At 63.7% G+C, this 13,693-nt stretch carries 11 protein-coding genes, 1 tRNA gene and 1 pseudogene; 7 read left to right on the top strand and 6 right to left on the bottom strand.

Features of this window, described 5'->3' with window-relative positions; genetic code table 11:
- Window positions 1-132 precede the first annotated feature (132 nt).
- The 4 genes and pseudogenes from APH27_RS03230 (at window position 133) to mqo (ending at window position 5,558) form a co-directional block, all read left to right on the top strand.
- Entirely contained in the window at window positions 133-1,896 is a 1,764-nt protein-coding gene (locus tag APH27_RS03230) for an ABC transporter transmembrane domain-containing protein (protein WP_060483959.1), read from the top strand.
- Window positions 1,897-2,085: 189 nt separating this feature from the next.
- Window positions 2,086-2,769 (top strand): annotated as a pseudogene (locus APH27_RS27075) (methyl-accepting chemotaxis protein); the annotation flags it as partial.
- 165 nt (window positions 2,770-2,934) lie between these two features.
- Window positions 2,935-3,702, top strand: a complete 768-nt coding sequence (locus APH27_RS27070; protein WP_371262688.1) for a methyl-accepting chemotaxis protein — start codon at window positions 2,935-2,937, stop codon at window positions 3,700-3,702.
- A 272-nt stretch (window positions 3,703-3,974) separates the two neighbouring features.
- Complete coding sequence (gene mqo / locus APH27_RS03220; RefSeq protein WP_060483957.1) at window positions 3,975-5,558, top strand: malate dehydrogenase (quinone); 1,584 nt, start codon at window positions 3,975-3,977, stop codon at window positions 5,556-5,558.
- A gap of 66 nt (window positions 5,559-5,624) precedes the next feature.
- Here mqo and APH27_RS03215 read toward each other — a convergent pair.
- Together APH27_RS03215 and APH27_RS03210 are read right to left on the bottom strand one after the other, a co-directional pair.
- Window positions 5,625-5,701 (bottom strand) — tRNA-Pro (locus APH27_RS03215).
- 80 nt (window positions 5,702-5,781) lie between these two features.
- On the bottom strand, window positions 5,782-6,003 hold the full coding sequence (locus APH27_RS03210; RefSeq protein WP_027596642.1) for a YgdI/YgdR family lipoprotein: 222 nt from the start codon (window positions 6,001-6,003) through the stop codon (window positions 5,782-5,784).
- Between the two features lie 177 nt (window positions 6,004-6,180).
- Between APH27_RS03210 and moaB the strand changes: the two genes are divergently transcribed.
- Complete coding sequence (moaB, locus tag APH27_RS03205) at window positions 6,181-6,720, top strand: molybdenum cofactor biosynthesis protein B (protein ID WP_027919539.1); 540 nt, start codon at window positions 6,181-6,183, stop codon at window positions 6,718-6,720.
- Window positions 6,704-7,930 (top strand): gephyrin-like molybdotransferase Glp, encoded by a 1,227-nt coding sequence (gene glp, locus APH27_RS03200; RefSeq protein WP_027919540.1) that lies wholly within the window; start codon window positions 6,704-6,706, stop codon window positions 7,928-7,930. Before moaB ends, glp begins: the two co-directional genes overlap by 17 nt.
- Here the strand turns inward: glp and APH27_RS03195 are convergent.
- Both APH27_RS03195 and APH27_RS03190 read right to left on the bottom strand, forming a co-directional pair.
- A complete protein-coding gene (locus tag APH27_RS03195; protein ID WP_060483956.1) occupies window positions 7,919-9,166 on the bottom strand; it encodes a glycosyltransferase family 4 protein in 1,248 nt (415 codons plus the stop codon). The two genes, glp and APH27_RS03195, sit on opposite strands and share 12 nt — an antisense overlap.
- A 52-nt stretch (window positions 9,167-9,218) precedes the next feature.
- The gene (locus APH27_RS03190; protein ID WP_060483955.1) at window positions 9,219-10,673 is read right to left on the bottom strand and encodes a mannose-1-phosphate guanylyltransferase/mannose-6-phosphate isomerase; all 1,455 of its coding nucleotides are present in this window, start codon (window positions 10,671-10,673) and stop codon (window positions 9,219-9,221) included.
- Between the two features lie 307 nt (window positions 10,674-10,980).
- Between APH27_RS03190 and yegS the strand changes: the two genes are divergently transcribed.
- A complete protein-coding gene (yegS, locus tag APH27_RS03185; RefSeq protein ID WP_060483954.1) occupies window positions 10,981-11,868 on the top strand; it encodes a lipid kinase YegS in 888 nt (295 codons plus the stop codon).
- Here the strand turns inward: yegS and APH27_RS03180 are convergent.
- A complete protein-coding gene (locus APH27_RS03180) occupies window positions 11,852-12,511 on the bottom strand; it encodes a response regulator transcription factor (protein ID WP_060483953.1) in 660 nt (219 codons plus the stop codon). The genes yegS and APH27_RS03180 overlap by 17 nt on opposite strands.
- Window positions 12,508-13,398, bottom strand: a complete 891-nt coding sequence (locus APH27_RS03175) for a sensor histidine kinase (RefSeq protein WP_027919545.1) — start codon at window positions 13,396-13,398, stop codon at window positions 12,508-12,510. Before APH27_RS03175 ends, APH27_RS03180 begins: the two co-directional genes overlap by 4 nt.
- Window positions 13,399-13,693: the final 295 nt, after the last annotated feature.

Genomic DNA, 13,693 nt, shown 5'->3' with positions numbered 1-13,693 from the left:
GGGCACCAAGGCCTGAACAGTCCAGCAGAAAGCGCGGCAAAGCTCCAGAGACCTGTTAGAACGATGGGTTATAGCCACTGTCGGCATGGATGAATGGTAGTCTTCAGTCTTCCTGCAATTGTGGTCTGCGCCATGCCCGAACCGGCTTCCTCTCGCCAACGCCGCGCACTGCGCCTGGCCTGGCAGTTCATGCGCCCCTACCGCCGTCAGGCATTGCTTGCCTTGCTGGCGCTGGTCGTCACCGCCGCCATCACTTTGTCCATGGGCCAAGGTATCCGCTTGTTGGTCGACCAGGGCTTCATGACCCGCTCGGCGCACCAACTGAACCAGACTATCGGGCTGTTCCTGATACTGGTGCTGGCCCTCGCGGCGGGTACGTTCAGCCGCTTCTACTTGGTGTCGTGGATCGGCGAGCGCTGCGTTGCCGATATCCGCCGCGCAGTATTCGATCACCTGGTGGGCTTGCACCCGGGCTTTTTCGAGGACAACCGCAGCTCCGAGATCCAGTCACGGCTGACCGCCGACACGACTTTGCTGCAATCGGTGATCGGCTCGTCGCTGTCGATGTTCCTGCGCAATGCGCTGATGGTGATTGGTGGCGTGGTGTTGCTGTTCTTTACCAACCCCAAGCTCACCAGCATCGTGGTGGTGGCCTTGCCGCTGGTGCTGGCGCCAATCCTGCTGTTTGGCCGGCGGGTGCGCCGCCTGTCGCGGCAGAGCCAGGACCGGGTGGCCGACGTGGGCAGCTATGTGGCCGAGACCCTGGGCCAGATCAAGACCGTGCAGGCATACAACCACCAGGCACTCGACCGCGAGCTGTTCGCAGGTACCGTGGAAGCCGCGTTCGCCGTGGCCCGGCAACGGATTGCCCAGCGTGCCTGGCTGATCACCCTGGTGATTGTGCTGGTGCTGGGGGCGGTCGGAGTGATGCTGTGGGTGGGCGGGATGGATGTGATCGCCGGGCGTATTTCCGCAGGGGAACTGGCAGCGTTCGTGTTCTACAGCCTGATCGTCGGCAGTGCCTTCGGCACCCTGAGTGAAGTGATCGGCGAGTTGCAGCGCGCCGCTGGGGCCGCCGAGCGCATAGCCGAACTGTTGGCGGCGAACAGCACGATTCTGGCCCCTGAGGCCCCCGTGAGCCTGGCGCAGCAGCGTGCCAGTGGGCGCATCGAACTGCAGCAACTGACCTTCGCCTATCCCTCGCGGCCTTCAGTGGCCGCTATCGATCACCTGAGCCTGACCGTCGAGCCAGGCCAGACCGTGGCGCTGGTGGGGCCGTCGGGGGCGGGCAAGTCGACCCTGTTCGACCTGCTGTTGCGTTTCTACGATCCGCAACAGGGGCGGATCCTGCTCGATGGCCAGCCGATCACGGCGCTGGATCCGGATGACCTGCGCCGCCAGTTTGCCTTGGTGGCGCAGAACCCTTCACTGTTCCGCGGCACGGTCGAGGCCAACATCCGCTACGGTCGGCCCCAGGCGACCTTGGCTGACGTCCAGGCGGCAGCCCGCGGTGCCCATGCCGACGAATTCATTCGGCAACTGCCACAGGGTTACCAGACGCCGTTGGGCGAGGGCGGCGTCGGCCTCTCCGGCGGGCAAAAGCAGCGTCTTGCAATCGCCCGGGCGCTGCTGGTGGATGCGCCGATCCTGCTGCTTGACGAGGCCACCAGCGCCCTCGATGCGCAAAGCGAGCACCTGATCCAACAGGCGCTGCCGAGCCTGATGGCCGGGCGTACCACGCTGGTCATTGCGCACCGCCTGGCCACGGTGCAACACGCCGAGCGCATTGCAGTGATCGACAAGGGGCGGGTGGTCGCGGTCGGCACGCATCGGCAGTTGATCGAGCAAAGCCCGTTGTACGCTCGCCTGGCCGAGTTGCAGTTCACCACGGGCTAAGGGCCGCGTATGTGTAACATTTCTGTAGCAATTGCCTGAGAGTATTGAATTCAACTGTTGCGTAAGTGCTCGACCTGGCTGCTATCGATTGATGGCAGCTTTTTTTTGGCCTGCGAACGAGGACACGGATGTCTGTCGCGGCGCTGCAATGGCGCGCCATTTCCTTATTCCTTGTTCCCGAGATCCGCGATGTTGCGTAAATCACTCAGAGTGCAAATTCTCACCCTGCTCGGCGGCAGCCTGGCGACCATGCTGCTGATCGCCCTGGTGTGCTTCCAGTTCCTGTCCTCCAGCGTGCGTGGCTATGGCGAACTGGTGGACGGGCCGCTGCGGGCCTCGCAATTGATCGACGAAGCCAACCTGCAGTTCAAGATCCAGGTGCAGGAATGGAAGAATGTGCTGCTGCGTGGGCGCCAGCCAGCCGAGCTGGAAAAATACTGGCAGCAGTTTCAGGCCCGTGAGCAACAGGTGCAGCAGTTGCTGGGGCAACTGATCGACAGCAGTGACGCCAAGCTCAAGGCGCCTTTGCAGCAATTGCGTGACAGCCATCGGCAGCTGGGCCAGGCCTACGAGCAGGGGCGCCAGGCGTTTCTGGCGGCGGGTGGTGATCCGGTAGCCGGTGACCAGGCGGTGAAGGGGGTGGATCGGGCTGCCAGCGAGCAGATGAGCGCGTTGGTCGAGCAATTGCGCGGCGACGCCCGGGCCCGGGCCGCCCAGATCAATGCTGATGCCGAACGCACCGTATGGCTGGGCGTGCTGGTGATGCTCGGTTCGGCGTTGATGGTCGGCCTGCTCAGCCTGTGGCGGGTCAACCGCAGCCTGATCGAGCCGATTGGCCAACTGATCGAATACGTTGCGCAGCTGAGCCAGGGCCACTTCGCCGCCCGCGTCGACAGCCGCCGCGAGGACGAACTGGGCCGCCTGGCGCGAGCTGCCAACACCCTGCGTGACTTCCTCGCCGAGACCGTTGGCCGGCTCAAGGACAACGCCCAGGAGCTGGAAGGTGCCAGTGGCCAGTTGCGCAGCATCGCCGGTGACATGGCCCGCGGTACCCACGACCAGTTCCAGCGTACCGACCAGGTCGCCACGGCCATGCACCAGATGTCCGCCACCGCCCAGGAAGTGGCCCGCCACGCTGCCGAGGCGGCACGCGCCGCCGATGATGCCGACCACAGCGCCCAGGCAGGCGAGCAGGTGATGCAGCAGACCATCGACATCATCGGTGTGGTCAACCGCGAGATCGCCGGCACTGCCGCGGTCATCCGCGACCTGGAAAATGACAGTTCACGCATCGGCAAGGTGCTCGAGGTGATCCGCGGCATCGCCGAGCAGACCAACCTGCTGGCCCTTAATGCCGCCATCGAGGCCGCCCGCGCAGGGGAGGCCGGGCGTGGCTTTGCCGTGGTCGCCGACGAGGTGCGCAGCCTGGCTCAGCGCACGGCAGCGTCGATCGCCGAGATTCACCAGATTATCGAAGCCGTGCAGTCGGGCGCGGTGGAGGCGGTCAAGGCCATCGAGAGTGGCCAGCAACGCAGCGAGGAGGGCGCCGAGCAGGTGCAGCAGGCCGGGCAGATGCTGCAGCGCATCACGTTGGCAGTTGAAGCGATCCGCGACATGAACCGGCAGATCGCCACGGCGGCCGAAGAGCAGACCAGCGTGGCCGAGGACATTTCGCGCAACCTTATCGAAATCACCCGGATTGCCACAGCCAACCAGCAGGCGGTGCAGCATACCGAGCAGGCGGGGCAGCGCCTGCATGGGCTGTCGGGGCAGTTGGGTGAGGTCACTTCGCGCCTTACCGCCTGATGCATAGCCGGGCCCGCGCAGCGGCCCTTTCCGACCGCTCCGGCGCCCCGGCAAGGCCGCTCACAGGGGGGCCATAGACTTGCAGGAGCGGCCTCGTGTCGCGAAGCGCCCCCAGGGGGGGGAATCCGCCATCTGCCAGGATAAAACCGACCCCGCTGTGGCGGAATGTCGCCATGCGACGCGCTGCCACACCCGTATTCATTGGCTCAAACCCAGTTGGCACGCTCCCTGCTCTGTGCGGCGCGCGTGTATATAACAACTGGACAACCTCAATGAAGAAATTTCTGCTGACGTTCCTCTGCCTGGGCGTCATCGGCTGCTCCAAGCCCGAAGCGCCTGCAACCACCGTCGATGTGCTGCTGATCGGCGGCGGCATCATGAGTGCGAGCTTGGGGACTTACCTCACCGAGCTGGAGCCGAACTGGAAGGTCGGCGTGTACGAGCGCATGGACCAGGTTGCCGAAGAAAGCTCCAATGCCTGGAACAATGCCGGTACCGGCCACTCGGCGTTCTGCGAGCTGAACTACACCAGCGAAGGCAAGGACGGCAGCATCGACATCAGCAAGGCCGTCGGGGTCAATGAGCAGTTCGAGATTTCCAAGCAGTTCTGGGCTTACCAGGTCGAACAGGGCGTGCTCAACAACCCCAAATCGTTCATCAACAACGTGCCACACATGAGCTTCGTCTGGGGGGACGAAAACATCGCCTTCCTGCACAAGCGCGTTGCGGCCCTGCAGCACAGCCCACTGTTCCGCGGCATGGAGATCAGTGAAGACCACGAGCAGATCCGCAAGTGGGTGCCACTGGTGATGGAGGGCCGTGACCCGCAGCAGAAAGTGGCCGCCACACGCATGGCCATCGGTACCGACGTGAACTTCGGCGAGATCACCCGCCAGCTGTTTGCCTCGATGACCCGCAACCCCAACGTCAAGCTGCACCTGAGCCATGAGGTGCGCGACATCGTGCGTAACGCCGATGGCAGCTGGAAGGTGGTAGTGGCTGACCTTGCCCAAGGTGGCAAGGAGGCCAGCGTCAATGCCCGGTTCGTGTTCATCGGGGCCGGTGGCGGCGCGCTGAAGCTGCTGCAGAAGTCGGGCATACCTGAGGCGGACGGTTATGCGGGCTTCCCGGTCGGTGGCCAGTTCCTGATGACCGATAACCCGGACATCGTCGCCCGCCACAAGGCCAAGCTGTATGGCAAGGCTTCGGTCGGTGCGCCACCGATGTCGGTACCGCACCTGGACACCCGCGTGATCGATGGCCGTGAAGTGTTGCTGTTCGGCCCGTTCGCGACTTTCTCCACCAAGTACCTCAAGCACGGTTCGTTGCTGGACATGTTCGCCTCGCTGACCAGCCACAACATCCTGCCGATGGTGAATGCCGGGGTCGACAACCTCGACCTCAGCACTTACCTGATGGGCCAGCTGATGCTCAGTTTCGACGACCGCATGCACGCCCTGCGCGAGTATTTCCCCAACGCCAGGAACGAGGACTGGAAGCTGCTGCAGGCTGGCCAGCGCGTGCAGGTGATCAAGAAAGACCCGGTACTCGGTGGCATTCTGCAATTTGGTACCGAGGTGGTGGCTGCGCAGGATGGCAGCATCGCCGCGCTGCTGGGGGCTTCGCCGGGCGCCTCGACGGCCGCGCCGATCATGCTGACCGTGCTGGAAAAGACCTTCAAGGACCGCGTCAAGACGCCAGAGTGGCAAGCGCGTCTGAAGGAAATCGTGCCGAGCTACGGGCAGAAGCTGAACAACGACATCGAATTGACCAACCGCACCCGTGAGTGGAGCAGTTCGCGCCTGCAGTTGCTCCATGTGCCGGTGCAGGCTGAGCAGGTGACAGCGGTAGACTGATTTGCCCGTGCACTTTCCAGAGCACAACAAAAAGCCCGCACAAGGCGGGCTTTTTGAACTGGACTCTGGTCGGAGAGACAGGATTCGAACCTGCGGCCTTCTCGTCCCGAACGAGACGCGCTACCTGGCTGCGCTACACTCCGATGAACAAAATCCTACTGCATAGATTTTTCGGGTGCAAGCCCTTGTTGTTTAAAGGGCTTATGCCAAAAAAACAGCGAGATCAGAGCTCTTTGACGGTGCGGATCTGGTCCTTGTTCAGGCGTGTGCGCTTGCCGTCGAGCTGTTCGAATTCGTAGAAACCGGAGTCCTCGTCAAAGGATGGGGTGTCCACTGCCTGGATTTCGCGGCCGTCGTTCAGGGTGATCACGGTCGGTGATGCACAGCCGGCAAGGGCGCCAAGGCCCAAGGCGAGCAGGAAGGCGGGAAGGGTCCGTTGAATCATCGTCTTTCTCCAGTGCAATGGTGCAAGTTTTCTTTATGACGCGGGGCGTCCACGCAAGTTCCTTTTCATTCCAGCATAGTCGCAAGCCCGGCGTATTGACCTGTGCCTGCTTGCACTGTCGCCCGGGCCGGCTGTGATATAACAGCGGCCATCCTCTTATCCCTGTGACGGACACCCATGAAAGCCAAGGCAGATACCCCCTTCGTGGCGCTGAACATTGCCGTGCTCACGGTCAGCGACACCCGCACCTTCGAAACCGATACTTCCGGCCAGACCTTCGTCGACCGACTGACCGACGCTGGCCACAAACTGGCCGCGCGCGTGCTGCTCAAGGACGACCTGTACAAGATCCGCGCCCAGGTCGCCACCTGGATCGCCGATGACAGCGTGCAGGTCGTGCTGATCACAGGTGGTACCGGCTTTACCGGCCGTGACAGCACGCCGGAGGCTGTCGCCTGCCTGCTGGACAAGCAGGTCGAGGGCTTCGGCGAACTGTTCCGGCAGATTTCCGTGGCCGATATCGGCACCTCCACCGTACAGTCGCGCGCCCTGGCCGGCCTGGCCAATGGCACCTTGGTGTGCTGCCTGCCGGGCTCGACCAATGCCGTGCGCACCGGTTGGGACGGCATCCTCGCCGAACAGCTGGACGCCCGCCATCGGCCGTGCAATTTCGTCGCTCACCTGAAGCAGGCAGCGGCCTGTGACAGCCGTGGCTGAGGCGCCGGCTAACCGGCCACTGATGCCGGTGGAAGAAGCCCTGGAACGCCTGCTGGCACTGGCCGAAGCCGCGCCGATCAAGGAAACCGAGAGCGTCTCGCTGGCCGAAGCCGAAGGCCGCGTGCTGGCCACTGAGCTGGTGGCCACGCTCGACCTGCCGCCGTGGCCAAACAGCGCCATGGACGGTTATGCCGTGCGCCTGGCCGATCTGCAGGGCGAGCCTTTGCCTGTCAGCCAGCGGATTTTCGCCGGGCATGCTCCCGAGCCCCTGCAGCCCGGCACTTGTGCACGGATCTTCACGGGTGCGCCGATGCCGGCGGGTGCCGACTGCGTCGAGATGCAGGAAAACACCGAGGTGCTGGAAGATGGCCGGGTACGCTTCCTCGAAGCGCTGACGCGTGATCAGAACGTTCGCCCGCAGGGCCAGGAAACCCGCAAGGGCGAGCAGGTGATGGTCGCTGGTACGCGGCTGGGGCCCATCGAGTTGGGCCTGGCGGCGACCCTCGGGCATGCGCAGTTACAGGTGGTGCGGCGAGTGCGTGTGGCGGTGCTGTCCACCGGTGATGAGCTGGTCGAGCCCGGCCTGCCACTGGGCCCGGGGCAAATCTACAACAGCAACCGGCGCCTGCTGGTCAGCTGGCTGCAACGGTTGGGTTGCGAAGTACGCGACATGGGCATTCTCCCCGATGACCTGCAACGTACCCGTGAATGCCTGGGCGGCCTGGGTGATGTCGACCTGATCCTGTCCACCGGTGGTGTTTCCGTAGGCGAGGCCGACTACCTTGGCGCCGCACTGCGCGAAGCGGGCGAGCTGGCCTTGTGGAAGCTGGCCATCAAGCCTGGCAAGCCGCTGACATTTGGGCATTATCGCGGCGTGCCGGTGATCGGCCTGCCCGGCAACCCGGCATCGACCCTGGTCACGTTCGGCCTTCTGACCCGACCTTACCTGCTGCGCCGCCAGGGCGTGGCCGATGTCACGCCATTACGTTTCGACGTTCCTGCCGGGTTCGAATGGACCAAGGCCGGCACCCGCCGCGAGTACCTGCGCGCGCGTATCGACAATGGCCAGGTGCGCATCTACAAGAACCAGAGCTCCGGCGTGCTGCGCAGCGCCGCCTGGGCCGAGGGGCTGGTGGAGGTGCGCGAAGGCAGTACGCCGAAACCGGGTGACAGCGTGCCCTTCATACCGCTGAGCGAACTACTCGGCTGAGCGCCCAAGCCAGGCGCCTCCGCCATGCGTGGCGTCGGCCGGTGCCGACTGGGCGAGGCGCATGTGTACCATCTCCAGCTGCTGGGCGGCCACGCTCCAGTCGTGGCGATTGCGGGCAAACTGGCGGCCGGCCTCGCTCAGCTGGCACATGCGCCACGGCTGGTTGAGCAGTTGCGTGACCAGCAGCGCCAACTGGTCGCCGTCATCACTGCCCAGGTAATGTTCGCCGTTGTTGGCGGCCAGGCCTGATACGCCTTTGCCAGTGCTGATCACCGGCAACCCGGCGGCCATGGCTTCGAGGATCTTCACCTTGGAGCCACCGGCATAGCGCAAGGGTGCGAAGAACAGCGCGGACCGGCGTTGCAGTTCGCGCAGGTCAGGGCGATAACCAACCCATTCGATACGCGGGTCGTTCCAGTGCAATTTCCAGATGGTCGGCAAGGCATGCCCGGCGATGGCCAGGCGTACCGCCGGGTTGCTCATCCACACCTGGGGCAGGATCTCTTCCAGGGCCCATTCGATGGCCTCGACATTGGCGGCGTACTCGAAGTTGCCGACGAACAGCAGGCGCTGGCTGTGAAGGGCCGGGCTGACGTTCTGGTAGTAGTCGCAATCGACGCCATTGACCACTACGTTGACCGGACGGCCGCTGACCTGGCTGATCAGCTCGGCATCATGCGGGCTCACGGCCACCACTTCGCTGGGCTGGCGCAGCACGCGCTGCTCCCAACGGCGATAACGCCAACGGTCGAAAGCGTTGAGCGGGCGCAACCACAGCGGCAGGCGGTCATGACAGGCGGCACCGGTCACCGATTCCAGGTTATGTTCGCTGAGCATGTAGGGCAGTTGGCGTGCTTGCAGCGCTTTTTCAAAAGGCTGGAAGCTATAGCTGTGCTCTATCTGGATAACGTCCCAGGCTTCGTCCAGCAACTGTTCGAACTGGTGCCGCAAGCCGGGAGCGAGGCCATTGATGATGGCCCGCATCGGGTAGTCGATGATCGGCGAGGCGAACAGGTTGAGCGGGCTGTGCAGCGGGCGCCGGGGTAGCACGATCAGGCGTTCGAGCAAGGGTTCGAGGGCTTCGCGGGCGGCATCGCACAAGGGTATCTTCGACTGCACCAGCAAGGTGATCCGGTGGCCCTGCTGCGCGAGGGCGCGCAGCAGGTGGTATTGCCGGGTCTTGCTGCCACTGGTGGTGGGCCAGGGCAGGTAGGGCAGTGTCCAGAGAATGCGCATGAACCGGAAACCTCACTGAAAGGCTGCGGACAAAAAACGCGTCCGCCAGCCTTCAGCCGATGGCTGCCGCCGGGACGCGTCCATAAATATCAGTAAAGCGCACGATGTCGTCTTCGCCCAGGTACTCGCCACTTTGTACTTCGATCATCACCAGATCGATTACGCCTGGGTTGGTCAGGCGGTGAGTGCGGCCGGGTTTGATGAAGGTCGACTCGTTGGTGTCGAGCAAAAATTCCTCTTCGCCGTTGGTCACGCAGGCCATGCCGCTGACGATGATCCAGTGCTCGCTGCGGTGGTGGTGCATCTGCAGCGACAGCGATTCGCCAGGGCGTACCATGATCCGCTTGATCTTGAAGCGCGGGCCTTCCTCGAGCACGGTGTACATGCCCCAGGGGCGAGTGACGGTGCGGTGCAGGCGGTAGGCTTCATGGCCCTGAAGCTTGAGCTGCTGGGCAATCACCTTGACCTCCTGGCTGCGCGCAGCGTCGGCGATCAGCAAGGCGTCAGGGGTGTCGATGACGATCAGGTTGTCCAGGCCGACGGCTCCGACCAGGCGCTTTGGCGAGTCGATGTAGCAGTTGGTCACGTCGTGCAGCACGGCTTCACCGTTGCAGTGGTTGCCGTCATCGTCGGTGTGGCGCAGTTCGCGTACCGCCTCCCAGCTGCCGATGTCGCTCCAGCCCAGCTCGCAGGGCACCACGGCAACCTTGTCGGAACGTTCCATCAGGGCGTAGTCGATGGAGATGTCCTCGGCCAGGGCAAAACTGTCCGGGTCCAGCTCCACCTGCAGCGCCTTGTCGCCTTCCTTGGTCGCGCTCTGCTCCAGGCAGCAGGTCACGCAGGCGAGCAGTTCTGGTGCATGCGCCTGCAGCTCGGCGAGCACGGTGCCCACGCGCAGGCAGAACATGCCGGCATTCCACAGGTGGCGGCCGCCTTCGAGGTAGTCGCGGGCAGTGAGGGCATCGGGTTTCTCCACGAAGCAGCTCACCTGATGCGCATGCTTGCCGATGGCCTGGCCTTGCTCGATGTAGCCGAAGCCGGTTTCGGCGCGGCTGGGCAGCAGGCCGAAGGTGGCAAGCCAGCCATCGTTGGCCAGTTGCCGAGCCTGCTCGACGGCGCTGGCGAAGGCCTCGGTGTCCTGGATCAGGTGATCGGCCGGCAACACCAGCAGCACGCTGTCGTGGCCGTAATGGCGGGCACAGTGCAGTGCGGCTGCGGCGATGGCGGGGGCGGTATTGCGACCGTTGGTTTCCAGCAGGTAGTCAAGGGCGAGGTTGTCGGGGTTGACCTGGCGGTACTCGTCCTGGGTGCGGAAGAACACTTCCCGGTTGGTCACTGTCAGTACCCGTTCGACACCCGGTAGCGCCGCAGCGCGGGCGAAGGTTTTCTGCAGCAGGCTCTGGCCATCGGGCAAGCGCATGAAGGGTTTGGGCATGGCTTCGCGAGAAACCGGCCACAGGCGGGTGCCGGCACCGCCAGCGATGATGCAGGGGATCAGAACGCTCATTTCACAGCCTCGACTCTAGGCGCTGGTTACAGCGCAGTGAAGGGGAACTTCGCGACCTGTCACGGTTTTGGCGGAAAAGTCAAAAAACCGACTTTTCACTACAGCTTCGTCCATGAAGGCCAAATATTTGTCGATGATGCGCCTGATGAGAAAAGCTTTCAATGATATTTATGTGAATCTGGCTGTTTTTTGTTCGACCATGCTTAGGGTTCGCGCGCAATCCACAGCGGATTTGCCTGCGTAATGCAGCATTCCAGCGATGTTTGTGGTCGAGATCTGGACGGTACGACCCCTACGGAGACGCACGATGCCAAAGCGCAAGGCAATCTTGATCCTGCATGGCAAACAGGCCATGAACGAAGCGGTGCGCCAGGCCGTGAGCGCCATGCGCGAGCGTGACTGGACGCTGGATGTGCGGGTGACCTGGGAGGGCGGCGATGCCCGGCGGCTGGTTGGTGAAGCGCTGGCGGCAGGCTATGGCCACGTGATCGCGGGTGGCGGTGACGGCACCTTGCGTGATGTCGCCGAAGCCATGGGGCAGGCTCGCAGCGAAGCCAGCCTGGCGTTGCTGCCGCTGGGAACGGCCAATGATTTTGCCAGGGCTGCGGGTATTTCACTGGAGCCTGCCGAGGCACTGGCATTGCTGGAGCTACCGCCACGGCCGATTGACCTGGGCCAGGTGGGCGACCAATTGTTCCTGAACATGGCTACCGGCGGTTTCGGCAGCCAGGTTACCGCCAGCACGTCTGAAGACCTGAAGAAAATGCTCGGCGCTGCAGCCTACCTGTTCACCGGGCTGTCGCGCTTCAGCGAGCTGCAGGCCGCTTCGGTCGAGCTGTCGGGGCCGGGCTTTGACTGGCAGGGTGACCTGCTGGCGCTGGGGATCGGCAACGGTCGCCAGGCTGGAGGCGGGCAAGTGCTGTGCCCGGATGCGCAAGTCGATGATGGCCTGCTCGATATCGCCATCCTGCCGGCGCCCCAGGAAATGGTCGGCGCGCTGCGTGATTTGCTGGCGGGTGAGGGGTTGTTCGTGCGGGCACGTTTGCCGTGGGTCGAGATCACGTGTTCGCAGGGGTTGGACATCAACCTCGATGGCGAGCCCCTGCAGGCTGACAGCCTGCGCTTTGCCGCAGTACCCGCGGCACTGAACCTGCACCTGCCGCTGAATTCGCCGCTGATCAGTCGTCCAGGCTGATGATTTTCTCGCGCACGGCGAACAGCACCAGGCCGGCCACGTCGTAGATCTGCAGGCGCTTCATGATCTGCGAACGGTGGGTCTCCACGGTCTTGATCGACAGCCCCAGGCCAGCGGCGATTTCGCGGGTGGACTTGCCGCGCACGATCAGGCGCAGGATCTCCAGTTGCCGTGCGGTGAGGTTGTGGCGGTCGACGCCAGGCTGTTTGCCCTGCTGTGCGCGCATCAGTGCCTGGTTGATCACGGTATGGGCGATGGCCGGGCTGAGGTAGCGCTCGCCATTGCGCAGCGCGGCCAGGGCCTGCTCCAGTTCGGTTGCCGTCGCATCCTTGAGCAGGTAGCCATGGGCGCCATTTTCCAGAGCCCGCATGATCAGGTCCGGGTCGGTGTGCATGGACAGGATCAGCACCCTGCAGGTGTTGCCTGTGGCGCGCAACTGAGTAAGGGCATCGAGGCCGCTGGTCGAGCGCATGGAGATGTCCAGCAGGACGATGTCCGGTGCCAGTTGGCGAACCTGCTCGAGCAACTGGCCGCCGTCATCGGCCTCGCCGATCACGGTATAACCAGGGATATCGGATACCAGGGCGCGGACCCCGGCACGGATCAGCGAGTGGTCATCCACCAGCAGCAATCTACAGGTCATGAGGAAGCGGTAGTCCTGGCGCGTTCATGGGTACGGGGTGGCCAAGGGAACAGCACGTCGATCGTCGTGCCCAGGCCGAGTTGGCTGGTGACCGCCAGGCTGCCATTGAGGGCAGTGGCGCGTTCCTGCATGCCAGCCATGCCGCGCTGGCCGGCTTCGGCAGGGTTGGCGGCAGGGAAGAAACCCTGGCCGTCATCCTGGATCGTCAGGGCAAGCCCTGCTGCGCTGCGCTGCAGGCGGATGGTCAGGTTGCGTGCGCGGGCATGGCGCAGCATGTTGGTGACCGCCTCCTGGGTGATGCGAAACGCCGCCATGGCAACTTCCTCGGTAATGCCACCCAGGCGCTGATGGCATTCCAGGCTCCAGTGCACGTCGGTGTTTGCCAGGGTGCGCACCAGGTGTGCCCGCAGGCTGGCTTCCAGGCCCAGGCTGGCCAGCTGCCGTGGGTTGAGGATGGCGGAAACGTCGCGCACTTTGCTCAGGGTGTCTTCGAGGGTGCTGCGCAAGCTGCCACAGTGTTCCTGCAAGTCGCCCGGTACCCGGCGCTGCAGCCATTCCAGTTGCATCTTGGCGGCGGTGAGCAGCTGACCGATGTCGTCATGCAGTTCACGGCTCAGGTGCTGACGCTCGCTTTCCTGGACCTTGAGCATACGCCCGGCCAGCTCCGCCGGGCGCAGGCTGATCGACTTGGCACCGTTGCTGAGGTGCCAGCAGACGCCAAGCGTGGCCACCAGTTGTAACAGCAACAGGCTCGCTGGCATGCCATCCCCGCCTGCGAAAATGACCAGGTTGGCAAGCAGGGATACCACGCACAGCAGTGCCGTCGCCCAGCGCAGCAAGGTGGCGCGTGAACGGCGGCGCAGAGATATCTTCAAGCGTGGGAACATAGGATTGAGAAGCCACTGAAGTCTTGCTGATGGGGGCCGTGCACAGGGCTTGGCAGAGGCTCTGGCCTCGTGCTGGCAACAAATGACGAGCGCGGTTTCAAGCGACAGATAGAGGGCCGGCCGGCATTTGTTTGCGCGCATATTAACACTTCGGTTCGAGTTGGTCGCGGCTGGGCAATGCTTCGATACATCAGCATTTCCGGGCTCGGTAGAGGGGGCTCGGCAGGGTTGGGGGTGTCAAAATGCCATTACTTGGCCGGGTGATGGCCGCCGCGAGTTCAACTTGCAAGAGACC

Source organism: Pseudomonas sp. NBRC 111123 (assembly GCF_001320205.1).
GTDB lineage: Bacteria > Pseudomonadota > Gammaproteobacteria > Pseudomonadales > Pseudomonadaceae > Aquipseudomonas > Aquipseudomonas putida_J.
This window is presented reverse-complemented; position numbering and strand designations above follow the sequence as displayed.